Raw genomic sequence first — 26,447 nt, 5'->3', positions numbered from 1 at the left:
TCTCTGCTTCTGTTATGGGTATGGGTGTAGGGTTGAAAGCAGGTAAAACGCGATGTGCCGATGCCGATACGATTACACGGCAACCTCCTTGCCTTGAGCCAGTGATTCAAAGGCTTTATCCGCCAGATTCAGCGCACGCTCACCGTCCAGACCGGAGCATTCCGGCTGCGTGCGGCCATTCAGCACATCGACAAAGTGCTGCCACTCTGCCGCGTAGGCGGCGTGATAGCGTTGTAGGAAGAAATATTCGGGTTTTGCCGCCAGACAGCCGTCGTCAGTCCACTGCTCGACCACGTTTTCGCGGATGTTACCCGCGCTGAGCACGCCCTTCGCGCCATGCAATTCGAGACGCTGATCGTAGCCGTAGCCGGAGCGGCGGCTGTTGACGATGGTCGCCATCGCGCCAGAAGCAAATTTCAGCACGATAAACGCAGTATCGATGTCGCCCGCTTCACCAATCGCCGGATCGACCAGATTACTGCCTTGTGCAAAGACCGACACCGGCTCTTCGCCCATAATGAAACGCGCCATATCGAAATCATGGATCGTCATATCGCGGAACATGCCGCCGGAAACGCGGACATACTCAGCAGGCGGCGGCGATGGATCGCGGGAGATAATCAGGAGAGATTCCGGCTTGCCGATGCGGCCTTCACCCGCCAGCGTTTTGACACGACGGAATTGCGGGTCGTAGCGACGGTTGAAGCCGACAAACAACGGCACGTTCTGCTGTTTGACGACGGTCAGGCAGTCACGGACACGGGCAATATCCAGATGCACCGGTTTTTCACAGAAAATGGCTTTGCCGTGTTTGGCGGCCAGCTCAATCAGGTCAGCGTGCGTGTCGGTTGCGGAGGCAATCAGGACGGCGTGCACCGCCGGATCGTTCATAACCTCGTCAACCGTTTTTACTTTGGTATGATAACGTTCTGCCAGCGCCGTGGCATTTGCCGGGTTGGGATCGACCACCGCGTACAGGTTGGTTTCTTTGTGTGCCGCGATGTTCACTGCATGGACCTGACCGATACGGCCCGCGCCCAGTAAAGCGATGTTAAACATAGATGCTCCCTTGCTGCCTGAGTGGCGTGTAATGCCAGACTGAAAAAGTGACGGATAACGGCTAGTCGCATTCTCCCCAGCCCCATCATCACCCGCTCTTTACCGCGAATCCTGATAGATAAAATAAAACATTTATTTCAGTTTTGTATAAATTGAAAATTATGTTTTTGCGCGCCAGTTAACATTTTCATGACATCTTCGCTGTTTTCTGCAACCCCAATCACACATCGAATGAGTATGTCGGTGGAGTTATACAAGGCTGTCAGCGGATTGAAGCAGCACAGGAACGAAATAGGAGAGAAAATGAAACTGTGGTTTGAAAATGAAATGAATATTTCAGTTCGATTTGAGCGTCTAGAGGGAGGATTAGACAGCACTAAAGATCGCAAACGTCATCTATACAGGCTGTCCCTTCGTCAAATTTTATGCGAACGAGGAGAAGGTTTCGTGCGCCACAATGCTGCCATTCCATGCTACCTCGTAGCACGCGCCCGACGCAGGGCGCTCAGTCGCCGCCGCCCTGCGAACCCAGGCTTCCGGCTAAATTATGTCGCTGCGCGATGCCATCGTCGGCATCAGGCTTAACGGACCGCTTGCGACACGCTCCCTGCGTGGCGCAAGCTTTCGCCGCGTCCATGCGGCTCATCCTAAGCCTGCTATCTCCTCAGCATAATTTCTTACGCCGGATTACGCCCAACCTCACTTGCGCCCTTGCGTTATTTGTAGATAAGAGACAGTGCGAAAGGGGAGCATTTAATACTGTCGGGCACGGGAGAGCGCGGCTTTCACGCTATTGGCGGCAGCCTCGATCTCTGGGTTGTCGGCAACCTGCGCCGTGCCGGTGCGCCACCAGGATTCGTAGCCGTGCGTCATGGTCTTTGGCAATACTTTGATATCAAGCAGTACTGGTCCCGGATGTTCGCGTGATTCCGTCAGTGCCTGCCTGAGCGAGGCTTCATCATGCACCCGCCACGCTTTGCAGCCGTAGCTTTCCGCGTTCTTGGCGAAATCTACCGGAATGAGTGCGCCGCGCAGTTGTCCCGACTCCGCATCGCGGTAGCGGTTTTCCGTACAGAAGCTGCCCATACCCTGACTCATTTGCAGGTTGTTGATACAACCAAAGCCTCCGTTGTCGAACAGCAGCACGGTGATTTTGATGCCCTCCTGTACCGCCGTTTGCAGTTCGGTATGAAGCATCAAATAGGAACCGTCGCCGACCATCGCGTAGACGGGCTGCTGCGGTGCCGCAAGGCGTGCGCCAATCGCCGCCGCAATCTCATATCCCATGCAGGAGTAACCATATTCCAGATGATAGCTGTCTGGCGTTTTCACCTGCCACACGCGCTGTAGATCGCCCGGCAGTGAGCCCGCCGCGCCAACCACAATCGCGTTATCCTCCAGTTTCTCATTCAGAATGCCAAGCACCCGCGTTTGCGTCAGATGGGTATTCAGCGTCTGACGGTATTCATCCAGCTTGTCTGCCAGACCATCCACCACCTCTGGCACCCGTTCACCGTTATCCTGCACGGTAAACAGCCGCTGTAGCTCGTCGTTCCATTCCGCACGCGCCTGTTCGATAGCCTGCTGCCAGCCGCTACGATACGATGCCGCCGCCAGCCGTTCGGCCAGCGCCTCCAGCCCGATACGCGCATCGGCGATCAGAGGTAGCGCATCCAGTTTTAACGCATCGAATTCGGCAACGTTGAGCAGTAAAAATTCGACGTTCGGGTTCTGAAACAGCGATTTGGAGCCAGTGGTAAAATCGGTTAAACGCGTCCCGACGCCGATAATCAGATCCGCCTCGTGCGCCAGCCGATTCGCCGCCAGCCCCCCCGTCACGCCAATACCGCCACAGTTCAGCGGATGTGATGACACAATCGCGCCTTTGCCCGCCTGCGTTTCGCCAAACGGAATCGCAAACTGCTCGGCAAACTGCACCAGCGCATCATGCGCGCCGGAATAACGGACACCACCGCCACAAATCAGCATCGGACGACGTTTTTTCGCAATCAGAGCCGCCGCTTCATCCAGCCGTGCCGCATCCGGCGGGCGGCGTTCGAGGTGATGAACGCGCTTGCGGAAAAACGATGCTGGGTAATCCCAGACTTCTGCCTGCACATCCTGCGGTAAACATAGCGTCACCGCACCGGTGTCGGCCGGATCGGTCAGCACGCGCATGGCGTTAATCAGCGCACTCATCAGCTGTTCAGGCCGATTAATACGATCCCAATAGCGGGAAACCGGTTTAAAGCAGTCATTGGTACTAATAGACAGATCGTGGTACTGCTCGACCTGCTGCAACACCGGGTCCGGCTGGCGGCAGGCGAAGAGATCGCCGGGCAGCAGCAGCACCGGAATACGGTTGGCAGTGGCGGTCGCCGCCGCGGTTACCATATTCGCCGCCCCTGGCCCTACAGAAGAAGTCACCGCATAGATTTTCCGCCGCTTGTGCTGTTTGGCAAACCCGACGGCGATATGCGCCATTCCCTGTTCGTTGCACCCCTGATGCACGGTGAGACGATTCGCCTCCTGCTCCAGCGCCTGACCGATGCCCAGCACATTACCGTGACCGAAAATGGTCATGACGCCCTGCACAAAGGGGGATTCTTCACCGTCTACGCTGAGGTATTGCTGGTTGAGAAACCTGACCAGCGCTTGCGCCATGGTGATGCGACACGTATCCATTGATCTACTCCTTCACGTAAGGGAGGATTAAATTACTGATCCCTGCTGCAATATCGAGATACACGGGTATACCACGGGGCGAGGCGTCCCTGCGGGAACCTCATCCCCGTGTTCCCCCTAAAACTACACATTCTTGATGCAGCACATTTCTGGTTCTTGTTATCGTTACTAACGTGACACACATCCTCACTCCAGCGTGGGCATGACGAAGCTGCTGGTGTGGTGTTCCAGGCGGACGCTGGCGGGCCAGCGGCTGGTGACGGTTTTCATGCGGGTGTAGAAACGCACACCGTCATTGCCGTGAACGTTCAGCGGCCCAAAAATGGAGCGCTTCCAGCCGCCGAAACTATGGAACGCCATCGGCACCGGAATCGGTACGTTTACGCCGACCATGCCTGCCTGCACCTCTTCGCAGAACTGACGCGCCGTTTCGCCGTCACGGGTAAAAATAGCGGTACCGTTGCCGTATTCATGGTTATTAATCAGCGTCACCGCCGTCTGGTAATCCGGCACACGCACGACGGACAGCACCGGGCCAAAAATTTCTTCCTGATAGATCCTCATCTCCGGCGTGACGTTATCGAACAGCGTCGGCCCGATGAAGTAGCCTTGCGGGTGCCCCTGTACAGACAGCGTGCGGCCATCGATGCGCAACGTCGCGCCCTGATCGACGCCGCTTTGAATATAGTCGGCAATCTTCGCCCGATGTGGCGCGCTGATCACCGGCCCCATTTCATTTTCCTGCCCATCCACCAAGCCCGGCCCGACGCGCATTGCTTTGATCTGTGCGCTCAGACGCTGATGCAGCGCTTCCGCCGTGTCATCTCCGACAGCCACCACCACCGACAGCGCCATGCAGCGTTCGCCTGCCGCGCCAAACGCCGCGCCCATGATCGCGCTGGCAGCCATGTCCATGTCGGCATCCGGCATCAGGATGCAGTGGTTTTTCGCCCCGCCCAGCGCCTGACAGCGTTTGCCGTGCGCCGATGCCGTCTGATAAATATATTCCGCCACTGGCGTTGATCCCACAAAACTCACCGCCTGCACGCGCGGATCGGTCAGCAGTACATCCACCGCTTCTTTATCACCCTGAACGACGTTAAACACGCCGTCAGGTAGACCTGCTTCTTTCAGCAGTTGCGCTAGCAGCAGCGAGAGCGACGGATCTTTTTCCGACGGTTTCAGCACAAAGGTATTGCCGGTCGCCAGCGCGATCGGGAACATCCACATGGGCACCATCGCTGGGAAATTGAACGGCGTAATCCCGACGCACACGCCGAGCGGCTGCATGAGTGAATGACTATCCACCCCAGTACCCACATTCGCCGAGTGTTCGCCTTTTTGCAGATGCGGAATACCGCAGGCAAATTCAACGACTTCCAGCCCGCGTGTCACCTCCCCCACGGCATCGGAATAGATCTTGCCATGCTCCTGTGAAATCAGCCGGGCCAGCGTATCCATGCGTTCTTCCAGCAGCGCTTTAAAGCGAAACAACACACGCGCACGGCGTAGCGGAGAGTGCTTTGACCACGCAGGGAATGCCGCCGCCGCGCTGGCAATCGCCTGCTCGACTTCCGCCTTATCAGACATCACAACCTGGCGAATCTGCTCGCCCGTCGCTGGGTTATACACCGCGGCGTAGCGTTGGCTGTTGCTGGAGGCAATCGCCCCCTGAATGAAGTTAGATACGGTTTCCATGTTTACACCTTTGTGGGTTTTGAGGAGACAAACGGCTGACATCGGATTACAGTATATGAAATGAATATTCCATTTAACGTAAAAATAAAATAAATGTTGATTATTGTGATCCGCTGCGAATTTTTATGTAAACTTGAAGACAGCCGTCCATAAAGACAGGCGAGCAGCCTCTGAAAATAGCCGTATCGATAAAAGGCGTGCCGCCAAAAATGTCGTACAGATAAAACAACCGTATCCAGAAATGAATTTTCTGTTCCGTTTCAGGCGCCAGTCATGAAATCGCCCTAATGGGATAGGTTCTTATACGTCTTTGGGAGATAACCCGATATGCCCATGGCAACCAGCCTGAGAGAGTTACAGGAACAGATCCGCGAGCGTTATGATTCGCTCAGCAAGCGGTTACAACAGGTGGCGCACTATGTGCTGGATAATACCAACAGCATCGCATTCGATACCGTCGCGGTGATCGCCGAACGCGCCGACGTCCCCCCCTCAACGTTGATTCGCTTCGCCAACGCCTTTGATTTCAGCGGCTTCAACGAAATGAAACAGCTGTTCCGTATGAATCTGGTAGAGGAAACCGCCAGCTATACCGACCGGGCGCGGCTGTTTCGGGCGATGGAAGCCGATGCGGTGCCAGAAACGCCGCTGGATATTCTGCATGAATTTGCCCGCTCAAACGCGCAGGCAATGCAACAGCTGGCAGCACGTACTCCGCAAGAAGATCTGCAAAAAGCCGTCGATCTGCTGGCGCAGGCGGAGACCATCTATATCGTCGGACTACGGCGCTCGTTCAGCGTTGCCACTTACCTCACCTACGCGCTCAGCCATCTGGAAAGCAGTGCGATTCTGGTAAACGGCCTGGGAGGTATGTTTCGCGAACAGCTCAGCCGGGTCAGCTCACGCGACGTGGTGGTTTCTATCAGCTTCTCACCCTACTCACAGGAAACCGTGATGGTCAGCGAGATGGCAGCAAAAGCCGGCGCGCGGCAAATCGTGATTACCGACAGTCAGATCAGCCCGCTGGCAACGCTCAGCGACGTTTGTTTTGTGGTGAAGGAAGCGCAAGTTGATGCGTTCCGTTCACAGTCTGCCACGCTGTGTCTGGTGCAGTCATTGATGGTATCGCTCGCCTACCGGCAGGGAAACGGCGCGGAACAGAGCGAAAAGCAGCAGCGCGGCTAGACGAGCCATTTAATTAGTCAGATCAATAAGTAAGGATACCCATTTTATGCTTCAAGTCATCGCACAGGATTTTATTAAGCCGGAGAGCATTGAGGCAGTCATGCCGCTGTACCGAGAATTAGTAGAGAAAACGCGACAAGAGCCGCTGTGCATCTCCTATGCGCTTTTTATCAATCAGAAAGATCCGGGGCATTTCACCTTTATCGAAGCCTGGCCGGATAGAGCCGCGCTAGACATTCACTGCCAGACTGAACACTTCCAGCGTCTGGTTCCCATGATAAATAGCCACCAGCGTGCCGAGTGCACATTTCTCTTGATGGACCCGTTTGACGGCACGACCTCCTCGCGTTAACCCATCCGATTTTAGGTCGCTTGGCGGCCTAACTCGATTGTCGGCATATCCCATTTTTTCCTTATATCTATTATTCATTTATTTTGAATAAAAAATTCAATTTAATTTTATCAATCATCCCATCAAATCAGATAACATATTCAAAATCTGCTGATAGCAAGAGAAAAAATGTTTATCAGCAGACAAATGATTATCAAACAAATTAAACAACCTGATAATCATTTAATGATATCACCCATATTTCTTTATCCCGGCCTACGGCCGTAATAGGTAAATGAGGTATAGGTAGATACCGACTCTCATTCAGGAGGAATCGATGTTTAATATAAAACAGGTGGTCGCATTCACGGCGCTGATGGCGACGGCAGCGAGCAGCTATGCGGTAGTAGAGGCTGATAAACGCCCGATTAACGAGCTTTATCAGAATGCCCTACGGGAAGGCGGTGTGGTTACCGTCTACGCAGGCGGCGACACGCCGGGTCAGCAGGATGGCATCAAACAGGCGTTTGAAAAACGCTTTCCAGGTATGAAACTCAACGTCATTGTGGACTACAGTAAATTCCACGATGCTCGTATTGATAACCAGTTAGAAACCAATACGCTGGTGCCAGATGTGGTACAGCTACAAACCTTGCAAGATTACCCGCGCTGGAAGAAAGAAGGCGTGTTGCTGAGTTACAAGCCTATTGGCTGGGACAAAGTGTATCCAGCATTTAAAGATAAAGACGGCGCCTGGACCGGCGTATTTGTCGATGCATTCAGTAATGTGGTCAATACCAAGCTGATCGCTGAAAATGCCTGGCCGACAGAAGCCAATGATTACCTGCGTCCCGATCTGAAAGGCAGCATTGTCTTGACCTACCCGAACGATGACGATGCGGTGTTGTTCTGGTTTAAGCAGGTCGTGGATAAATACGGCTGGGAATATGTTGCGAAGTTCAAAGAACAGAATCCCGTTTACGTGCGTGGTACACAGGCACCGGCAGATGATGTAGAAAGCGGTAAATCTGCGGCGACATTCTCAACCGACGGCGCGCTTGCTCCCGATCAGAATGCCAATTCCCGTTTTGTTCTGCCTAAGAGCGATCCGTTCGTCTCCTGGGCACAACGTGCAGCCATTTTCAAACAGGCTAAACACCCGGAAAGCGCCAAGCTGTACCTGAGCTGGCTGTTGGATAAAGAGACGCAGAGCAATGTCTGGTATATGTGGTCGGTTCGTACTGACGTTGCACCGCCCGCTGGCTATAAACCTATCTGGGAATATAAGAATACGAGTCCACAAGCCTTTGCCGACTTCATGAGCGATCGGGAGGCGGTAGAATCGTTCCGTGCTCAGATCGGTCTGTATCTCGGCGAGGTGAAAGGCGAGCCGTCTCCGGGTAACCTGGGGCTGCATCCAAAAGAAGCATTACCACATTAATAGGTTATTCGCGTTCTTATAATAGAAAAAGCCCTTATCACTGCCTCGATGGCGATAAGGGCTTCTTTGTTAGTAGCCGTCAGCACACAAACCTATCAGACAGGGGTCTTGTGGATTCAGGCCACTTCAGTTCGGCGGCGACCTTTATTTTTTGCCCGATAGAGCGCCATATCCGCCGCTTTTAACCAGTCAATGTACTGCCCCATATCCGGCGAAATTTCCGCAATGCCAACGCTGACAAAAACCGCCAGCTGAGGTGTCTGGTTGAGAAACTTCAACGATAGACTTTCTCGAATACGATTCACCGCATCCAGCGCATCCCCTGCTCGGGTTTGCGGTAAAATAACGGCAAACTCATCCCCACCGAATCGCCCAATCACATCCGTTTCCCGAAAACCGGACGTTAATTCACGTGCCAGCAACAATATCGCCTGATCGCCGACGTTATGCCCATAGTTATCGTTAAACGCTTTAAAATGATCGATATCGAACAGAATCAACGTCGCCGTCCGCTTATAACGCTGACAAATGTCATACTCATGTTTCAGCAGGTGTTCCCAATGGTGGCGATTATAGAGGTTAGTCATACCGTCATGGATGCTGACTTCCATCAGCATACGTTTGTGTTCCGCCAGTTTCAACGCGGTAGTGTAGGTCACATAGCCCAGAGAAATTGGGTAGATCAGCAACATAGGCAGACAGGCATAAAGCTGTATCGGCGTAGTCTCCAGCGAGACAGGTACGGCAAATAGCGCAAGAACCAGCATGCTGGTGACACACTGTAATACAATGCCCTGAACAAACAGCTTGATACCACCGCCAGCCGTGCCGTTCATTCCAACCATTGCAACAATCAGTGCGCTGGGCAAAAGGTTTACGCCCATAAACCCTATCCAGATGCCACCAAAGACCACATCAATCAATAGATTACGTTTCTCGCGCCGCATAGGGTCACGAGAGCGTCGGGATAACATGTAAGCCAGGTGAGGCCAGGCAAAAACATTGAGAAAGAGCAGTCCCCACAATAGCACCGGTGTTGGCTTGGTAATCAGCACCGAAGAAATAAAGAGAGAACACAGTGTCGTACCGACAATGCGCGGAATGTAGACACGCTGAGAAAAGCGTAGCCCTGAGCGACGTACATCTACCGTCAAAAACGTCGGCAGCGAGGCTGACATAACGACCCCCATGCGGTTCACTAACTAATAGCGAGAAAGAACATTATGGCTGAAAGCATGTCAGCAACAGTGAGTAGTTTTTACATTCATTTTATTACATAACGAACGGGTGTCGTAATGGCTAAACAGAGTAACACGAATGTTAATCCACGGTGGTCTTACCCGTGAGGTTCGGCCTGTACCGTTCATTCCGCAGGTGTCTCTACCACAATAACCTGCGTGATTAAGATGAGGAGGGATGTAACCGGTTGATATGAATAGTCAGAAACATGATTTCATCGGTAGTCAGTTGGCAGGCATAATTCTTTTCCACATAGTCATGCACTTTCATCGCGCAGGCATAGGCTCGCGGCATCAGCTCGGTAATCCCTTGATAGATAGAGTCGTCGCCGTGGCTTACCGTTTCCCGATTTAATAAACGCAAAGCGAAGAACTTAAGGTGCGTAACCAAACGCTGATAATTAAGGGAATGTTCATCAAAAGTGATATGCAGATCGTACTTTAGGATGGTCAAAATATCTTTAATGATACCCGCACTTTGCATCGTACTCTGCATATCGCTGTTATTCGCCGCATTCGCCAGATGCAGCGCAATAAACCCCGCTTCATCCTCCGGCAAATCGATATCCAGCCTGGCGCGAATCAGCTCCAAAGCCTCCAGCCCAACGGCAAATTCACCGCGATAGAACTGGCGAATATCCCACAACATCAGATTTTTTATCGTCTGCCCTTTCTTATAGCGCTGAATAGCGAAGTTGATGTGGTCACTTAATGCCAGAAACAGCGTGTCCTGCACATCAAGCCGCAGCGTTTTTTGCGCCAGCGTAATAATCTGCTGCGTTACCGTCAGACAGTCAGGAGGAATGTCCGCCAGCAGCTGTGACAGCACATCCGCCATGCCGTCGCTTTTCTTCACAAACTGACTTTCAATGCGCTGCGGATCGATAGGGTCACCGACCTTTTTACCAAAGCCGACACCTTTGCCAATCGCCACAATTTCACGTCGATCATCTGCCAGCACCAGCACGGCGTTATTGCTCAGTATTTTTTCAATGATCATCGCACCAGCCGTCCTGTCTGACGGGAAGGCTCGTAGGCCTCCCCTGCCGTTTAGCACCTCGACCATGGTATTACCGAGGCATATTTTTTTATCATTTACACGTCTGAGCTATCCAGCCCATTGTTTTTAATAATATCAGCATACCAGTATGCGCTTTTTTTACGGATACGCCGCAAATCTTTCAGATCGAATTCTTCGCGGTTAACGTAAATAAAACCATAGCGTTTCGAACATCCCTGATGAGTAGAAATGAGATCCAACGCCGACCACGGTGTATAGCCGAAGACATCTACACCATCGGTAATCGCAAGCTGAATTTGCTCAATGTGGCGTTGTAGATAATCAATACGGTAATCATCATGAATTTCGCCACTCTCATCGAGCTTATCGAACGCACCCAGCCCATTTTCCGTGATGATTAGGGGTAAATGATAACGATCGTGTAGTTCACGCAAGGTATTGCGGAAGCCGATGGGATCGATTTCCCAGCCAAAGGCATTTTTCTGCAAAAATGGATTGCTTGCGCCACGATGTACGCCTTCCTCACCCGATTTCAGATGCTGGTCGCCGCCGCGAGCGATCTCATCTGAACCGTCGCCTTTACTGGCTTCAACCGTTTGCGAGGTGTAGTAATTAAACGCGATAAAATCAGGTTTTGCCGATGCAAGAATATCCATATCACCGGGCAAAATTTCCGGCGTATACCCTTTTTCCTCCATATAGCGCCAGGCCGCCGTGTTGTAACGCCCGTATACCGCCATATCTAAATACAGCCAGTTGCGGATCGCATTATAGTTGAATGCGGCCATCACATCTTCGGGCTTCGATGAAGCCGGATAAATCAACGCGATATTGGGTGCGGGGCCAATTTTTGCACCGGGCACTTTTTCATGCAGCGCAGTCATCGCTTTTGCCTGTGCCACCAGCATGTTGTGGTTCTGCTGATAGAGATTCTGCTTCGGATTTTCTAGCGTAGGATCTAACGTACCCAATGCAGAACCGTGCAAAATCATCATGTTCTGCTCATTGATGGTCAACCAGTACTTCACCTTGTCGCCATACTCATCAAACAGCACGTTAGCAAAGCGCTCAAATGCATCCACGGTTTCACGGTTGTACCAACCACCTTTTTCCTGTAGCGCCTGCGGCAGGTCGAAATGGTACATGGTGACGATCGGCACAATACCGTAATGCAGCAACTCATCAATAAGGTTGTGATAAAACGCAATGCCCGCTGGATTTAGTTTGCCATTGCCGTCAGGAATAATGCGGCTCCAGGCGATAGAAAAGCGGTAAGTTTTGAAACCAATATCGGCAAACAGTGCGACATCTTCCTTGTAACGATGGTAATGGTCGCTGGCGACTTTAAAATCCGTTGTCCCTTCAGGATAAGACGTTCGGGCATCAATCACCGACGGCCCTTTGCCGTCTTCATTCCATGCTCCTTCAACCTGATAAGCCGATGTCGCTGCGCCCCATAAAAAACCTTCAGGGAAACGTTTAAGATGACGGTATTGCACAGTTTTTCTCCTTTTCTCAACGAGACTCTTTCTTAACAAGACAGTGTCAGCAAAACATTACTGATGTTACGGGTGGCGCGCGACCGAACTGGATTTAGGTAAAAAAAAACCTGATACGAACATGTTTACACAACATGTGTCGTATCAGGTTTCGCTCAAGCCTTAGCCCGATCACGTCCTTATCATCGGGTTATATCCGCTAACTGCGGTAGACTCAAACCACGGTCGGGCAATCTGTGATGAACATCACCGATAATCGCCTCACCTGACCATGATTTGTCTCCTGCCCCCATGTTCCCTGAAATGCAGATTCACCGCCCATCATCAGCCTCCCGCGCACCATTGAGTCTGACGAGCCGCTTCAACAGCCTCAGCAACTTCACGCCATCTGGCGACCCCAGCCCGGTACAGGCATCCCACCCTTCAGAAGCGACAAATGCCCCATTATTCCCCCGCACGATATCCTTGCAGCTATTACGGTTGCGATAAAGCAACGGGGGAATAAATAGCGATACCGACTCGGTCAACGCGAGCATACGCGCGAGTAAACCAGCCCACAGCGGCGCAACCGCACTGGTTCCGCCAACCACACCTTCCTGTCCGTTGACTTCAACCAGATAGCCCGTTTCGGGATCGGCATTGCCGCTGACATCGGGAACACCACGGTATTGTAGGGCATGCTGCCCACCATATTTATCGACCAGAGACAGTCCTAACTGCCAACTGGGTAATGTGAAGTACTGACTAACGCCACCGCCTGTCGCACTACCATCTCGGCTGTGCCACGCGATTTCCTCCTGCATTTTTTGCAATCGCGTACCACCACAGGCTAAAACATAGGGGCTGGAAGCAGGAAAATTCACATGCACGCCATGCGGTTCACCATCACTCGCGCCTTGATCGCCAGAAGCTACGCACACCGTAATGCCTAATGCCGCCGCCGTTTGAAAAGCCTGATTAAACACCTGTAATGCTTGTGCCGTCCATTTCGACTCGCTGCCACCCCAGCTAATCGAAATCACCGACGGTGCATTTCTCTCATCATGGATCGCGGCATTGATCGCTTCTAAAAACCCTGCATCGGTGTTCGGGGCAAAGTACACCACGATTTTAGCAGCTGGTGCCAGCGTACCCGCAATTTCGATATCCATCTGTACTTCAATATCAATGGGGTTCACTTCTTTGCCGCCATCTGACGATGTAAGGGCATTCGCAGCGCCACCAACACAAACATCGACAATCTGCGGTGGGTTAACGCCCATGCGTTTAAAATAGTGATTCAACTGCGGTAAGTGATATCCGCCACCCAGTTCAATAATGCCGATACACTGCCCTGCCCCGTCATGTTCTGGAAAATGATAATGCTCTGCCAGCTCTAGCGGCGTGTAACCTGACGGACGTTTTGCCACAGTAGAGAACGCCTCATTCACATGCAGGCAGCAATTCGTTGCCAGACGGTCATCAAGACCGAGTACGGCAATCACGACGCCCTGTAGATATTCCGGCAGATAAATCCCTCCGGATCTCCCACGAAATGTTCCCTGCTTGTGGTCGTACCGAGCTAAGCTAACGCGAAACGCTTGCTCCATCTGCCCCACTGTCCCCGTTAAAAAGACGGTACGGCTGGCAGGATGTTCACGTTCGATAGATAACCGATAATGGCGTGCAAACGCACGGACATGTTCTATATCGGCCTCATCAGCGCTGAATTTTCTGGCATAACTGGCTCTCGACAGCGGCCTGTTGGCGTTGATCCCACCAAATTGCGGATCGATACTATCGTGCAATTCGGTGTAATATTCATCATCTGGCATAGTAAAACGCAGCACCAGCATGACTCTGACGTTTTCATTAATATTACAGCGTTCGCGGTACGCTGCATCAGCGATATGTCCGCGCTCGCTCCCTTTCAATAATTGATAAGTCATCGTCTTCTCCCCCACTCGGCTACTTGCCGTCTGGTTCAATTTGACTCAATGCCGCATAAATCTGGCGTTTGTCGTTCTGTGACAGATGCTCAACATTAATAGAAGAAAGAAAAGCGTCCTCTTGCTGAGGCGCAAAATGCCCGCCATCCGCGAGGTAACGTTTAATGCTGACCAAGAGTTGGTCGTCAATCGTGAGTAACGTGGGTCTGATCGTGTCGTTCAACGAAAGGGGCGTCCAGCCGTTCTCCGGTGTCGCAAGCCAGTCCGCCATGTAGCGATACTGAATGGCTTTGCTGGCATTCATTAATGAAGTAAAAAACAGCTGTGTACTCTGAGGGAATAAACCAACGGCAACAGATTGCTCCTGTACCTTACTCAAAATACGTTCCTCTTGCTTCAGATCCTCAACGGGTAGATGTTGACGAGCCTTATACCCCGCAACATCTTTCATGAGCACCATCCTCTCCTGAATCAACTGATAGATACCAAGAGGATTGTCCTGCGTTACGGCATACAGAGGAACACACCAAACAGAGCTCATCACTAACGAGATAACAGCGGAAATAGGCAAATTCATCGGATTGCATTCTCCTGTCAGCACTACCATGAAGGTCTATGGCTATATTTTTATTTCACCATCGCGGCAGGAGATAATAGGTTTCGCAATATGAATCTTCCATGACGTAACTATTTCAATCATTACTCACAGGACACACTTTTTCTTAAAAAGTGCCCAGTCTGTCGCGACATTCGCTATTAAGTCGCTAAATTACAAGCGACTTCGGAATACCCCCCCAGAAGCACAACATTAGCTTTCTGGTGATTAGGATACAAACAATGACCAAATGAAATAGTTTACATTGGTTATTAGATGGCAATACTGATCTGTAAAGCAAACGCGCACAAAAAAGCCCGCCATGGCATTCACCATGACGGGCTTGATTCACCCTAAACGAACTAAGAACGGTTAGTGAGCGGTAACGTCATACAACGGGCTGCGACGCTGAAGCATCTGACCACCATCGCGCGTTAGCGGTACCCAACCAACAGCGCCACGTTTCACCGTTGGTTCGGTGAACAGCAGGTCAAACGGTATCGAGACATAGAAGCCTTTGGTAAAGCTCCCTTCACCATATTCCGCCGCGCTGACGTTGGTCTTGGTCGCAAAAGCACCGGCAATAATTCCACTGTCAAAGCGGCGAGACAGATCGAGGGTTACCCCTTTGTCTCCAGCCAGATAACGACCTACGCTCACCTTCGCGACTGCACCTTCCACAAACGGCAGTTCCCAGTACGCCGTCAGATGACCGGTTACCACATCGTAATCGGCCATTCTCATGATATCGTTCCAGTCACGCTGTTTGGCATAGTTGACGTCCAGCCCCAGCGCCCAGCTTTTACCAAACGGACGATACAGCACTTCAGATCCGACACCCGCATACATCATTTCCAGATAGCCGCCGTAAACCTGGGTATACCAGTCCTGCGCTGGATTATCCCTGCGGGTCAATTGCAGGTTGGTCAACAACAGATCCGAGGAGGTGACATATTCACGCACCCAGGTTCTGACGCGCGGCAGCGCAGCCCCATCAGCCGGTGGTGCTTTAAAATTGAACTTGTCATAATTATTCACCAGATTCAGCGTTGCGGTTCCCCCCACGCTCCAGTGATCGCTCAGGCGGTAGTCAGCGTTACCTTTTAGCGCAATCTGGTACATGTAGAAGGATTCAGGACCACCAAAAGACTGCACCAATGAGGGATCTAATGAATACGTCAGGCGATCGGGTTCTGCAAACAGCACCTGTTGACCACGCACGTCGGATACCGGCTCTTTACGATGTGTTTCAGGTTCCGGTTGACCCAGCGGAACGGCTGATAATTGCACCTGACTAAAGGCTTTGGCATCCACTTCCGTGCTGGCAATCGGTAAACGCTGGCTACGCTGGACAATGTGATATTCATCAACACCGCCCGGAACATGGTTTGCCAATACCGTAGCGGCGCGCTGTGTTGCTTCTTCGCTGTCACGATACTTTGTTTGCTCAGCAACAATGGTGACCTGTTTTTGATCCGCGTAGATATCAGCGTCTTTATATCCGGCCTTATCATTCAGCTCCTTCGAAACGAGCTGCCAGTTGGTGCCTTTACCATCCTTCACCGGCGCGTAGACCGGTGGCGCATCGTCTAAGTAGTTCGGCTTCAGGCTGTTAAAGTTGGTACGTAGGGTAAAACCCCACATCAGAGTATTGCCGCGCTGCCATGACAGCGTGGTATCCAACGCGTCACCAATACGGTAGACCGCACCGATATTAAAGGGGGAATCCTGCTTAATAGCACCAGCAAATTCACGGCTATAGTCATTGCCATCATATTCAAGCTTTAAACGCAACGGGTCCCACGGCGTCTGGTACTCAATCCCACCAAACAGCGCGGCCGAACCGTGGAAAAAGTTCTCAAATTCAAACTGTCCCCCACCGGCTTTAAAAGAAGTACTACGCTGGCAGAAGCTAGCTTTGAATGAACATGCCGGGTTTTTAATATTGCCGCTCTCAGCCATATTGCCCCACCCCATACCTAGGGTGAAATCAAACGGACCGAAACGCTTACTCGCTACCAAATATTCGCTATCAAACAGCCCCGTTCCCGCAATATCACGCAACCCCAGCGACACATCTGGCAGCCAGTAGCTTTCCTGCCACAACCTCGCTTTTATATCAAAGCCTTTATCTTTTTGCGTCTGATCGCCACTAAAAGCAGTGCTTTGGCTGTATGGCCGCGTGCGCGTATCGGTATAACGCACCGTCGTTTCCAGCCAGTCAAAGAGCTGGAGGGATAGGGAATAGCGTCGGTATTCCTCATTGTCACGGTAATTGAGGCTAAACTCGCCCGTTTCCGCCATACGCGCCGTCGGCATCTGCAACAACCCCGTACCGCCAAAATCAGTCTGTGATACCCCCACAGGCTGAAAACGCGTATTCTGATTGGTTACAGCACGGCTGCTTTCTGTCTCCGCCGCCATTGTCTGTGCACTCAAGATGCCGCCAATCGCCAACGACAGACAGCTTAATTTAACGTTTCTGTTCTTGGTCATTCGAGTGGGGTCCGGTTAGCCAGATAGTCAGCAAGCTGATCGTTAAGTGATGACATATCCTGAGGTAAAACAGAAGGATCGAAGCCGATAAAGATCGTTTCGCCCGCAGCAGGTTCAATATGCTGACGATTCCACAGCGCCAGCGGTACTTTACGCCACGTGCCATTTCCCCCAATCAGATAGCCGTAACTGTTATCAGCCCCCGCAAGAGACCGACGTCCAGAGAGATAATTTTCAACCGACCACCCGGCACGCAGCGCCACTTTCCCCGATGTTTCCAACTCTCCAACATCAGCAGAGGTATTCACCAGACCAATCAGAGACACGCTGTCATCATGAGGCGCCACATACAGCGCATATTCCCCTACCAAAGGGCGGTTATTCTGGATATAGACACGTACACGGTCAGGGTCCAGATCGGTACGGATACGCCCCGCAACATTGATCGGACTGATGGACTTTCTCAGCAGCCAGGCTGAGATCGCCAGATCGCCATCGCCCGAGTTGCGCCAGCGTGTTTCCAGCTCTGCCAGCTTTTGCAGCAAGACATCGCCCTGCGCTCGTATCTTCTGCGTCGTCGCGAAATCAGAAATAAATGCCGTTTTCCAGTTGATGTTCTGTGGCCAGGACACCTGTTCATAAAATTTGTCAAGCCGCGTACCATCGTCCAGTTTAACGACAGCAATCGTCTCTTGAGGGGATTTCACCGTCAGTTGCGCCGCCGTCGCGAGGCCGGAAACCAGCAGCAACAAGGTAGCGATACGATTGAGTGCCAACATTGCAGCCCCTTATTGTACGTAGGGTTTTAATACGGTGAATGTAACCAATGCCATGCCCGGCCCCATATACTGTTGGCTTTGCACTACACTGCCGTTAGCCGGATCGAGCCAGTAACTATTGGTGTAAGATTCATCCAAGGTGGGGACGGTCACTCGTTCATCAAAACGCAGCAGCTCACGCGAGGTGTCTAAAATTTTTATCGTTTCTTTGCCACGAGCCTGAAAAACGGACGTGGTTTCGTAACCACCGCGGAAGACTTGAGCCCACTCAACCCGGCTCTGCCATGTCATTGGCGTCGATGCCTTCAATAGGCCTAACGTCAGGGGGTCCTGTTGCAGGTTATCCACATAGATAATGTCTTCACCAAAGCCCTGCGTTTTCACTAAACGACCATGTTGGGTCGAGACCATATTTTTATCGGCCCCGATCCATTTCAACTGATTCTGCTCGACAAACGCGAGCACCACAAACGCCTGCGGCGCTTTACCCACTTTCAGATAAGCCGAGGCATAGGGCGTATTGGCAACCTGTTTGGCCGTCACATGGGTGTCATCCTGCCCAAAAAACGCCAGTTTGAACGTTTTCCCCACCTGCTCCACATTTTGGGAGCAGCCAGCCAGCACAATCGATAAAAGAGGTATGGCAATCAGCGCTCTCGCCTTCGCCATTCGTTTTATTTTTGTCATGAAATGCAGTTCTCGTTGAACAGCGCAGCCTGGAAAAAGAAAGGCCACCGAAGTGGCCTTGGGATTAGCGAGACATCAGGTCCCTGTCGTCGTGGTCGCTGGCGTGCTGTTATCGTTGCTGGAAACAGCAACCGCAACAGCAACACCGATCGCCGCAGCAGCACCGACAGCAATCAGAGCAGTGGTACCAGCAGCAAAGCCAGCACCACCAGCACCCGCCGCACCCGCAGCAGCAGCGCTGGTGGTCGTGGTGGTAGAGGTACCCGCAGCGGTGGCACTGGAGACACCATCAACAGCAAACGCATTTGACGACATGGCCAGAACAGCGGCCAGCGCGATTAACGTTTTCTTCATTACGATTTCCTTTTTAACATGAAGTACTTCAGGGTGGAGTACCGTCGAAAAGACCATACCCCGTCCTTCATTCCAGTCAGCACGATGGCAAATACATGCTATTCACCTTGTTACTGACCGCTACCGGGATCTCCCCCAGTAATCAGTTACAATGCAATGGCGCTGAAACTCTCTATGAGATAAAACTCACTCTGATAAGCAACACCAGAAAGCAAAACTACAGCCCAATTTTTGCAACAACGTTAAAAATAGCAAGATCCCGATATAATAAACAGCAATGATCTCGGTAAAAAAGCAGATTTCTTTAATGAAATTTACAGTATTTCAGAAAAAAAGTCATAGATATCCTAATGATATCTATGTGTTCATTCAGCAATATAAAAACGCCAGACATTTCCTAATCTGGCGTTTTATTAAAAAAACATTACCTAAGCATAAGAAATGACTATTCCAGCCACTCGGTATGGAATACGCCTTCTTTATCCGTACGCTTATAGGTATGCGCACCGAAGTAGTCACGCTGAGCCTGAATCAGGTTAGCGGGCAGCACGGCTGAGCGATAGCTGTCATAATAGGCAATGGCCGCAGAGAACGTTGGGGTCGGGATACCTTGTTGAACAGCGAAAGAAACCACGTCACGCAGCGCCTGTTGGTATTCATCAGCCACTTTCTTGAAGTAAGGTGCCAGCAGCAGATTAGCGATATCCGCTTTCTGATCGTACGCATCAGTGATTTTTTGCAGGAATTGCGCACGAATGATGCAACCCGCGCGGAAGATCTTGGCGATTTCACCGTAGTTCAGATCCCAGCTATTTTCGTCTGATGCCGCTTTCAGCTGTGAGAAGCCTTGAGCATAAGAAACAATTTTACCCAGATACAGCGCACGGCGCACTTTCTCAATAAACTCGGCTTTATCGCCACCGAATGGCTGAGCTGTCGGGCCTGTCAGCACTTTAGACGCCGCAACACGCTGCTCCTTCAGAGAGGAAAGGTAGCGGGCAAAAACGGATTCGGTGATCAGAGACAGCGGTTCTCCCAGATCCAGAGAACTTTGGCTGGTCCATTTACCGGTACCTTTGTTAGCCGCTTCATCCAGAATCACGTCAACCAGGTATTTACCTTCTTCATCTTTTTTCTTGAAGATATCAGCAGTGATTTCAATCAGGTAGCTGCTTAACTCGCCTTTGTTCCACTCAGAGAACGTCGTAGCCAACTCGTCGTTGTCCAGATTCAGAGCCTGTTTGAGCAATGCATAAGCTTCAGCAATCAGCTGCATGTCACCGTATTCGATGCCGTTATGCACCATCTTAACGTAGTGACCCGCACCATCCGCGCCAATATAGGTCACACAGGCTTCGCCGTCTGCACGCGCAGCAATCTGTTCCAGAATCGGCGCAACCAATTCGTAAGCTTCTTTCTGGCCACCCGGCATGATAGAAGGCCCTTTCAGCGCGCCCTCTTCCCCACCGGATACGCCTGTTCCGATGAAGTTAAACCCTTCAGCGGACAGCTCGCGGTTACGGCGAATAGTATCTTTATAGAAGGTATTACCGCCATCGATCAGAATATCGCCTTTTTCCAGGTAAGGTTTCAGCGATTCAATCGTTTTATCGGTTGCTTCACCAGCCTTCACCATCAGCAGAATACGGCGGGGTTTTTCCAGGGATTCGACAAACGCTTCAACGGTGTAAGAAGGCACCAGTTTTTTGCCTGGATTTTCCGCGATAACTTCATCGGTTTTATCGGAAGAACGGTTAAAGATGGAAACGCTATAGCCACGGCTCTCAATGTTCAGCGCCAGATTGCGCCCCATCACCGCCATACCGACAACGCCAATTTGCTGTTTGGACATTAAAGCAACTCCTGTCTGAAGGATAACCTGCCTACAACGGCGACAACGCCTCGCGCTGCGACCTCGCAAGCAATTTAAAAACAGGGCAACATGGTAACTCAGCTTTGCGCGAGTGGGTAGTGATTGGTTTGATAGCGAAAGCTCACCCAATCGAAACATATGGCAGGGAAAAGAAAAAACCGCAGAACGATTCAACGATCTGCGGTTTTGCAGCGAGTTATCGCTCAATATTACTTTTTCAGCAGTGCCTTAATACTTTCTTTAAATTCGGCACCAAACTCAGGATTGCGCAATCCATAGGACACAAACGCCTGCGCGTAACCCAACTTACGACCACAGTTAAAGTTCTTGCCCGACATCTGCACGGCATCAACCTGTTGAGTCGCAATCATATCGGCAATCACATCCGTCAACTGAATACGTCCCCAGGCGCCTGGTTCGGCTTTATCCAGCAATGGCCAGGCATCGGCGGTTAACACATAGCGCCCTACAGCGGAAAGGTCAGACCCGGTTTCAGACGGTGCCTCGGGTTTTTCAATCATCAACGTAATCGCAGCGGCATCACCTGGGTTCACCAGCGGTTTGTCACAATCAACGACAGAATACTCTGGCAGCACTTCATAAGGACGATGTTTCACCAACACCTGGCTGCGCCCTGTTTCTTCAAAACGAGAGATCAACAGCGCCAGATTTTCCTTCGTCTGATCGGCCGTGCTTTCATCCAGCACTACATCGGGCAACACCACCACAAACGGACTATCGCCAATGATTGGGCGCGCGCAGGAGACCGCATGCCCTAATCCCAGCGTTTCCCCCTGACGAACGTTCATGATCGTCACACCTTTTGGACAAATAGATTGTACTTCATCCAGTAGCTGACGCTTTTGGCGCTCTTCGAGCAACGATTCAAGTTCAAACGAAGTATCGAAATGGTTTTCGATCGCGTTTTTAGACGCATGCGTCACCAGAACAATTTCTTTAATCCCCGCCCTCACACACTCGTTGACGATCTTCTCGATCACCGGGCGGTCAACCAGCGGCAACATTTCCTTAGGGATGGCCTTGGTCACCGGTAACAAATTCATCCCTAAACCTGCTACAGGGATAATCGCTTTCAATGATGTCATGGATTGACTCTCTTCAATCTGATGGTTTTGGTTTTTTTATCTATTTACTTACATCTGGCAGCGTAATACCACTACACCACGCATGACACTAAGATTACACCTAATCAGTCATAAAGCGATCTCTGGTATCTGACTTTTTCTGAGGGATTACCGAGCCACAAGCGCAAAGATACACTTGCTCTGTATCAGTTACTTTTTCTGACAGGTAGGACAATTCTGATGAAACTGGGTGGTATACTAGAGCGATTATTTAAAGACAGTTTTTATTAAAGGTGGAGTTATTGATGAAAGGGATCGTGCTAGCAGGGGGAAGTGGCACTCGCTTATACCCGATTACTCGCGGCGTTTCTAAGCAGCTATTGCCAATCTATGATAAACCAATGGTTTACTACCCGATTTCTGTTCTTATGCTGGCAGGTATCCGTGAAATACTGGTTATTACTACGCCTGAAGACATGCCTGCATTTCAACGACTCTTAGGTGATGGGAGCCGTTTTGGCATTGAGCTTAGCTACGCGATTCAACCTAGTCCAGATGGGTTAGCTCAAGCCTTTATCATCGGCGAAGAATTTATCAATGGGGAACGCTGTGCACTGGTACTCGGCGATAATATCTATTTCGGACAGAGTTTTGGCAAAAAACTAGAGTCTGTCGCGGCAAAAGAAGAAGGTGCGACGATTTTCGGCTATCAGGTCACCGACCCTGAACGCTTTGGCGTCGTCGAATTTGATCAAGATTTCAGAGCCCTGTCGATAGAAGAAAAACCCGCAAAACCGAAATCAAACTGGGCTGTTACTGGGCTCTACTTCTACGATAAGAACATTGTAGAAATGGCGAAACAGGTCAAACCGTCGCACCGCGGCGAATTAGAAATCACTACGCTGAACCAAATGTATCTTGAGCAAGGCACGTTGAATGTTGAGCTGCTGGGAAGAGGTTTCGCCTGGCTGGATACCGGCACACACGACAGCTTAATTGAAGCCTCACAATTTATTCATACCATCGAAAAGCGCCAAGGGTTGAAAGTTGCTTGCCTGGAAGAGATCGCCTTCCGCAAAGGCTGGCTCTCTCGCCAACAAGTTGCCGAAGAGGCCAAAGTAATGCTCAAAACGTCATATGGGCAATATTTAAACCAACTCATTTCAGAAAAATAACATGCAAATTATTGATACTGCTGTTCACGGCGCAAAGATCATTCAGCCAAAAGTATTCGGCGATGCACGAGGTTTTTTCCTCGAAACGTTTGAAAAGAAGCGTTATCAGAAGATGCTGAATATCGACGTAGACTTTGTTCAGGATAACCATTCTCGCTCACGTAAAGGCGTCTTACGGGGCCTGCATTTCCAGAAAACGAATCCACAGGGAAAACTGGTTCGTGTGGTCCGCGGCGAAGTATTTGACGTTGTAGTTGATATTCGCCAAGACTCCCCTTCCTACGGAGAATGGTGCGGTGTAACGCTGTCGGAAGAAAACAAAACCCAGTTCTGGTTACCGCCCGGCTTAGCACATGGTTTTGTTGTGCTCTCTGACATCGCTGATTTCGAATATAAGTGTACGGATTATTATGATCCTAGCGATGAAGGTTGCCTGTTATGGAACGATCCTGAAGTTGGCATTGAATGGCCAATAGCAGACCCTTTGCTCTCTGAGAAAGATAAATTAGGAAAATTATTCAAGGATCTCACCAAATGAGAATATTGCTGACAGGGGCAAACGGGCAACTGGGTCGCTGCTTTCAAGATCGTTTACCTGTGGGATGGGAAATTTTAGCAACCGATTCTGCGGAACTCGACATTACGGATTTGGAACGCGTTGAAGAGGTAGTAAAAAATTTTCAACCTGATGCCATCGTAAACGCAGCGGCTTACACCGCCGTGGATAAAGCTGAATCAGAACCTGAACTCGCAGCAAAAATTAACGTTATAGGGCCAGAGAATTTAGCCATTGTCGCCAGCAAGCAAGGTATTCGGTTAGTCCACGTTTCCACTGACTATGTTTTTGATGGGAATGCCACAGAGCCTTACCGCGAAGACAGTACAACCAATCCGCTAAGTGTTTACGGTAAAACCAAGCTGGCGGGTGAACAGGCGGTAGCAAAAGCTTCACCCGAGGCAATTATTGTGCGTACCGCCTGGGTCTTTAGCGAATACGGCAATAATTTCGTGAAAACCATGCTACGGTTAGCCAAAGAACGGGACACATTGAGTATTGTCAATGACCAGCGTGGTTGCCCAACCTATGCAGGAGATCTCGCACAGGCAATTATTTCTCTTCTTGAAAAAAATGCTGAAGGTGGGATTTATCACTACTGTGGGGATAAAGAGGTGAGTTGGTATGAGTTTGCAAAAACCATCTTCGAAATGGCAGAACAGCAAGGCGTTATTGATAAAATCCCACAGGTGACTGAGATCTCGACGGAACACTACCCTACCCCAGCACATCGACCTCAATACTCTTCATTATCGTGTGAGAAAATTAAGGGATTGGATATTACGTTATCTAACTGGAAAGGATCGCTGAAAAAGACGATTTAGCTGTGTGATTCATAGACATCGTTTCAATTTTCTCAGCTTGTAATTCTGTTCCTGCATATGCTCTTCGCTGGGCTGATAGTTTGCGTGAACAGCATCGCAGTATGGCGTTTGCTCAGCAAGTTCGAAGTAGCGCTCCATCGGAGTTTTACCGTTGTGAGCGCTATGAGGACGTTCCCAGTTATAGTAAGCCAGTCGTTCCTTCAGGTCAGCATCTGACAGATTTACGATAGCGTAAAACTCAACTTTGTCTGTTTTTTGGGAACGTTCAACTTTGATCTTACCCACCATTAGTGGACAGGCAACTAAGTGAGTAAACTCTCAATCAGAGGTGATTACTCATGACAAAAACAACACCAACCAGCAAAACATCCCGTAAATAGTACACGCCCGAATTTCACAATGAAGCCCTGAAACTGGTTGCGCGTATCGGTGTCGCTGCAGTTGCTCGTGAACTCAGCCTGTATGAATCCCAGCTCTACAACTGGCGCAGCAAGCAACAGCAACAACTGACCTCGTCTGAGCGCGAAAACGCGTTGGCTGCCGAAAATGCCCGCCTCAAGCGCCAATTGGCGGAGCGCGATGAAGAACTGGCCATCCTCCAAAAAGCCGCGACATACTTTGCGAAGCGCCTGAAATAATGTATGTCTTCATCGAAAACCATCAGGCAGAGTTCAGTATCAACGTGATGTGTCGGATGTTTCGGGTTGCCCGCAGTAGCCAGTCTGCGTCGTCAGGGATTGCGAGCGAAAGCCAGCCGTAAATTTAGTCCGGTCAGCTACTGTGAGCATGGTCTGCCGGTATCGGAAAACCGACTGAAGCAGGACTTCAGCGCCAGCGGGCCGAACCAGAAATGGGTAGGCGACATCACGCATCTTCGCACAGATGAAGGCTGGCTGTATCTCGCGGTGGTCATTGACCTGTGGTCACGCGCGGTGATTGGCTGGTCGATATGTCGTCACGCATGACGGCGCAACTGGCTTGTGATGCGCTGGAAATGGCGCTTTGGCGTCGTAAGCGCCCGAAAAATGTTATTGTTCATACCGATCGTGGCAGTCAGTATTGTTCAGGAGATTACCAGAGCCTGCTGAAACGACATAATCTACAGGGCAGCATGAGTGCAAAGGGCTGTTGTTACGATAACGCCTGTGTGGAAAGTTTTTTCCATTCACTGAAAGTGGAATGTCTCTACGGAGAACGCGTTGTCATCAGGGAAATGATGCGGACGACGGTGTTTAATTATATCGAATGTGATTACAATCGGTGGCGACGCCACAGTGCTTGCGGCGGTCTCAGCCCAGAACAATTTGAAAACCAGAACCTCGCTTAGGGCAGTGTCCACATTACGTGGGTAGGATCAGAGAACCCCGTTGACGGAGCGCGTGGTTATAGGTTTTCCAGTTGATTATTTTGAACTTCTGCTTTGCCATATTACTGCCTATGTTATCAGGATGGTGTGTGCTCTGGTCCTTCGACTCAGCAAAAGTTCGATTTATTCAACAAAGCCCCTGACGAATCGACTATGACCTTATGCTCCTCTTTTGAGGAGTGACCATGAATTTAGATACCATCAAAGCGCATTTCAGTATCATCCGAGACGAACGACAAAGCGCAAAAGTGGACTACCCACTGTTTGATATTTTGTTTGCTTCAATCTGCGCAGTGATAGCGGGAGGTCAGGGCTGGACTGACATTCGTGAGTACGTTCTGGGCCACCATGACTGGTTCCTTAAACAGGGCTTGTTTGAAAAAGGTGTGCCCGTTGATGATACCTTTGCTCGTCTGATTTCAAATATCGATCCCGCTGAATTCCGCGATTGTTTTCTCGCCTGGATGAAAGCCTTGCACAAGTTAACCTGTGGTGAAGTCGTCGCCATTGATGGCAAGACTTTGCGCGGCTCTTATGAAAGAGACGACAGGCAAAGCACCATCCATATGGTA

General features: G+C 50.7%; 21 protein-coding genes and 2 pseudogenes. 8 read left to right on the top strand and 15 right to left on the bottom strand.

Features of this window, described 5'->3' with window-relative positions:
• Positions 1–72: 72 nt before the first annotated feature.
• From iolG to EDI29_RS10390, 3 genes are all read right to left on the bottom strand, one after another.
• A complete protein-coding gene (gene iolG / locus EDI29_RS10400) occupies positions 73–1,059 on the bottom strand; it encodes an inositol 2-dehydrogenase (protein ID WP_010308440.1) in 987 nt (328 codons plus the stop codon).
• Between the two features lie 753 nt (positions 1,060–1,812).
• Positions 1,813–3,744, bottom strand: coding sequence for a 3D-(3,5/4)-trihydroxycyclohexane-1,2-dione acylhydrolase (decyclizing) (iolD, locus tag EDI29_RS10395; RefSeq protein ID WP_137740851.1), 1,932 nt, complete (start codon positions 3,742–3,744; stop codon positions 1,813–1,815).
• Between the two features lie 186 nt (positions 3,745–3,930).
• Positions 3,931–5,442 (bottom strand): CoA-acylating methylmalonate-semialdehyde dehydrogenase, encoded by a 1,512-nt coding sequence (locus EDI29_RS10390; protein WP_137740850.1) that lies wholly within the window; start codon positions 5,440–5,442, stop codon positions 3,931–3,933.
• Positions 5,443–5,769: 327 nt separating this feature from the next.
• Between EDI29_RS10390 and EDI29_RS10385 the strand changes: the two genes are divergently transcribed.
• The 3 genes from EDI29_RS10385 (at position 5,770) to EDI29_RS10375 (ending at position 8,399) form a co-directional block, all read left to right on the top strand.
• The gene (locus tag EDI29_RS10385) at positions 5,770–6,627 is read left to right on the top strand and encodes a MurR/RpiR family transcriptional regulator (RefSeq protein ID WP_137740849.1); all 858 of its coding nucleotides are present in this window, start codon (positions 5,770–5,772) and stop codon (positions 6,625–6,627) included.
• A 46-nt stretch (positions 6,628–6,673) separates the two neighbouring features.
• Positions 6,674–6,979 carry a putative quinol monooxygenase gene (locus EDI29_RS10380; protein WP_137740848.1) on the top strand — a complete coding sequence of 102 codons (306 nt, stop codon included), beginning with the start codon at positions 6,674–6,676 and terminating at the stop codon, positions 6,977–6,979.
• Between the two features lie 316 nt (positions 6,980–7,295).
• Complete coding sequence (locus EDI29_RS10375; protein WP_137740847.1) at positions 7,296–8,399, top strand: ABC transporter substrate-binding protein; 1,104 nt, start codon at positions 7,296–7,298, stop codon at positions 8,397–8,399.
• 116 nt (positions 8,400–8,515) lie between these two features.
• Here the strand turns inward: EDI29_RS10375 and adrA are convergent, their stop codons facing one another.
• The 11 genes from adrA to EDI29_RS10320 form a co-directional block, all read right to left on the bottom strand.
• Complete coding sequence (gene adrA / locus EDI29_RS10370) at positions 8,516–9,577, bottom strand: diguanylate cyclase AdrA (protein ID WP_137740846.1); 1,062 nt, start codon at positions 9,575–9,577, stop codon at positions 8,516–8,518.
• A 223-nt stretch (positions 9,578–9,800) separates the two neighbouring features.
• On the bottom strand, positions 9,801–10,637 hold the full coding sequence (gene licT, locus EDI29_RS10365; protein ID WP_137740845.1) for a BglG family transcription antiterminator LicT: 837 nt from the start codon (positions 10,635–10,637) through the stop codon (positions 9,801–9,803).
• A 95-nt stretch (positions 10,638–10,732) separates the two neighbouring features.
• A complete protein-coding gene (locus EDI29_RS10360; RefSeq protein ID WP_137740844.1) occupies positions 10,733–12,157 on the bottom strand; it encodes a glycoside hydrolase family 1 protein in 1,425 nt (474 codons plus the stop codon).
• 311 nt (positions 12,158–12,468) lie between these two features.
• Entirely contained in the window at positions 12,469–14,085 is a 1,617-nt protein-coding gene (locus EDI29_RS10355; protein WP_137740843.1) for a S53 family peptidase, read from the bottom strand.
• A gap of 19 nt (positions 14,086–14,104) precedes the next feature.
• Positions 14,105–14,662, bottom strand: a complete 558-nt coding sequence (locus EDI29_RS10350; protein WP_137740842.1) for a chorismate mutase — start codon at positions 14,660–14,662, stop codon at positions 14,105–14,107.
• A 390-nt stretch (positions 14,663–15,052) separates the two neighbouring features.
• Entirely contained in the window at positions 15,053–17,176 is a 2,124-nt protein-coding gene (locus EDI29_RS10345; RefSeq protein ID WP_137740841.1) for a YjbH domain-containing protein, read from the bottom strand.
• Complete coding sequence (locus tag EDI29_RS10340) at positions 17,173–17,955, bottom strand: capsule biosynthesis GfcC family protein (protein ID WP_137740840.1); 783 nt, start codon at positions 17,953–17,955, stop codon at positions 17,173–17,175. The genes EDI29_RS10345 and EDI29_RS10340 overlap by 4 nt, the downstream gene beginning before the upstream one ends.
• Before the next feature lie 9 nt (positions 17,956–17,964).
• On the bottom strand, positions 17,965–18,642 hold the full coding sequence (locus EDI29_RS10335; RefSeq protein WP_167494498.1) for a YjbF family lipoprotein: 678 nt from the start codon (positions 18,640–18,642) through the stop codon (positions 17,965–17,967).
• Between the two features lie 75 nt (positions 18,643–18,717).
• Positions 18,718–18,996 carry a hypothetical protein gene (locus tag EDI29_RS10330; protein WP_137740839.1) on the bottom strand — a complete coding sequence of 93 codons (279 nt, stop codon included), beginning with the start codon at positions 18,994–18,996 and terminating at the stop codon, positions 18,718–18,720.
• A gap of 445 nt (positions 18,997–19,441) precedes the next feature.
• Positions 19,442–20,848 carry an NADP-dependent phosphogluconate dehydrogenase gene (gene gndA, locus EDI29_RS10325; protein ID WP_137740838.1) on the bottom strand — a complete coding sequence of 469 codons (1,407 nt, stop codon included), beginning with the start codon at positions 20,846–20,848 and terminating at the stop codon, positions 19,442–19,444.
• 230 nt (positions 20,849–21,078) lie between these two features.
• Positions 21,079–21,975, bottom strand: a complete 897-nt coding sequence (locus EDI29_RS10320; protein WP_137740837.1) for a sugar phosphate nucleotidyltransferase — start codon at positions 21,973–21,975, stop codon at positions 21,079–21,081.
• A 284-nt stretch (positions 21,976–22,259) separates the two neighbouring features.
• Here EDI29_RS10320 and rfbA point away from each other — a divergent pair, with 284 nt between their 5' ends.
• Genes rfbA through rfbD form a run of 3 tightly spaced genes read left to right on the top strand, consistent with a single transcriptional unit; the run spans position 22,260 to position 24,509 of the window.
• Entirely contained in the window at positions 22,260–23,129 is an 870-nt protein-coding gene (gene rfbA / locus EDI29_RS10315) for a glucose-1-phosphate thymidylyltransferase RfbA (RefSeq protein ID WP_137740836.1), read from the top strand.
• A 1-nt stretch (position 23,130) separates the two neighbouring features.
• The gene (gene rfbC / locus EDI29_RS10310) at positions 23,131–23,667 is read left to right on the top strand and encodes a dTDP-4-dehydrorhamnose 3,5-epimerase (RefSeq protein WP_137740835.1); all 537 of its coding nucleotides are present in this window, start codon (positions 23,131–23,133) and stop codon (positions 23,665–23,667) included.
• Entirely contained in the window at positions 23,664–24,509 is an 846-nt protein-coding gene (rfbD, locus tag EDI29_RS10305) for a dTDP-4-dehydrorhamnose reductase (RefSeq protein ID WP_137740834.1), read from the top strand. The genes rfbC and rfbD overlap by 4 nt, the downstream gene beginning before the upstream one ends.
• A 9-nt stretch (positions 24,510–24,518) precedes the next feature.
• Here rfbD and EDI29_RS10300 read toward each other — a convergent pair.
• Positions 24,519–24,782: pseudogene (locus tag EDI29_RS10300) on the bottom strand (integrase core domain-containing protein); the annotation flags it as partial.
• Positions 24,783–24,916: 134 nt separating this feature from the next.
• Between EDI29_RS10300 and EDI29_RS10295 the strand changes: the two are divergent.
• Positions 24,917–25,836 (top strand): annotated as a pseudogene (locus EDI29_RS10295) (IS3 family transposase).
• Between the two features lie 224 nt (positions 25,837–26,060).
• Positions 26,061–26,447, top strand: a 387-nt coding sequence (locus EDI29_RS10290) for an ISAs1 family transposase (RefSeq protein WP_137740833.1), incomplete at its 3' end; no start/stop codon positions are given.

Origin of the sequence: Pectobacterium polonicum, from assembly GCF_005497185.1 — a bacterium.
Taxonomy (GTDB): domain Bacteria; phylum Pseudomonadota; class Gammaproteobacteria; order Enterobacterales; family Enterobacteriaceae; genus Pectobacterium; species Pectobacterium polonicum.
The sequence above is the reverse complement of the archived record's forward strand: the minus strand, read 5'-3'. Positions and strand labels throughout refer to the sequence as shown.

What these genes read in the sequence shown, in the direction of transcription:
- EDI29_RS10320 (WP_137740837.1), bottom strand. Translation starts at nt 21,975, where the DNA reads ATGACATCATTGAAAGCGATTATCCCTGTAGCAGGTTTAGGGATGAAT.
- rfbC (WP_137740835.1), top strand. Translation starts at nt 23,131, where the DNA reads ATGCAAATTATTGATACTGCTGTTCACGGCGCAAAGATCATTCAGCCA.
- EDI29_RS10385 (WP_137740849.1), top strand. Translation starts at nt 5,770, where the DNA reads ATGCCCATGGCAACCAGCCTGAGAGAGTTACAGGAACAGATCCGCGAG.
- EDI29_RS10355 (WP_137740843.1), bottom strand. Translation starts at nt 14,085, where the DNA reads ATGACTTATCAATTATTGAAAGGGAGCGAGCGCGGACATATCGCTGAT.
- iolD (WP_137740851.1), bottom strand. Translation starts at nt 3,744, where the DNA reads ATGGATACGTGTCGCATCACCATGGCGCAAGCGCTGGTCAGGTTTCTC.
- licT (WP_137740845.1), bottom strand. Translation starts at nt 10,637, where the DNA reads ATGATCATTGAAAAAATACTGAGCAATAACGCCGTGCTGGTGCTGGCA.
- EDI29_RS10390 (WP_137740850.1), bottom strand. Translation starts at nt 5,442, where the DNA reads ATGGAAACCGTATCTAACTTCATTCAGGGGGCGATTGCCTCCAGCAAC.
- EDI29_RS10340 (WP_137740840.1), bottom strand. Translation starts at nt 17,955, where the DNA reads ATGTTGGCACTCAATCGTATCGCTACCTTGTTGCTGCTGGTTTCCGGC.
- EDI29_RS10335 (WP_167494498.1), bottom strand. Translation starts at nt 18,642, where the DNA reads ATGACAAAAATAAAACGAATGGCGAAGGCGAGAGCGCTGATTGCCATA.
- adrA (WP_137740846.1), bottom strand. Translation starts at nt 9,577, where the DNA reads ATGTCAGCCTCGCTGCCGACGTTTTTGACGGTAGATGTACGTCGCTCA.
- EDI29_RS10345 (WP_137740841.1), bottom strand. Translation starts at nt 17,176, where the DNA reads ATGACCAAGAACAGAAACGTTAAATTAAGCTGTCTGTCGTTGGCGATT.
- EDI29_RS10350 (WP_137740842.1), bottom strand. Translation starts at nt 14,662, where the DNA reads ATGAATTTGCCTATTTCCGCTGTTATCTCGTTAGTGATGAGCTCTGTT.
- rfbA (WP_137740836.1), top strand. Translation starts at nt 22,260, where the DNA reads ATGAAAGGGATCGTGCTAGCAGGGGGAAGTGGCACTCGCTTATACCCG.
- EDI29_RS10330 (WP_137740839.1), bottom strand. Translation starts at nt 18,996, where the DNA reads ATGAAGAAAACGTTAATCGCGCTGGCCGCTGTTCTGGCCATGTCGTCA.
- EDI29_RS10380 (WP_137740848.1), top strand. Translation starts at nt 6,674, where the DNA reads ATGCTTCAAGTCATCGCACAGGATTTTATTAAGCCGGAGAGCATTGAG.
- iolG (WP_010308440.1), bottom strand. Translation starts at nt 1,059, where the DNA reads ATGTTTAACATCGCTTTACTGGGCGCGGGCCGTATCGGTCAGGTCCAT.
- gndA (WP_137740838.1), bottom strand. Translation starts at nt 20,848, where the DNA reads ATGTCCAAACAGCAAATTGGCGTTGTCGGTATGGCGGTGATGGGGCGC.
- rfbD (WP_137740834.1), top strand. Translation starts at nt 23,664, where the DNA reads ATGAGAATATTGCTGACAGGGGCAAACGGGCAACTGGGTCGCTGCTTT.
- EDI29_RS10375 (WP_137740847.1), top strand. Translation starts at nt 7,296, where the DNA reads ATGTTTAATATAAAACAGGTGGTCGCATTCACGGCGCTGATGGCGACG.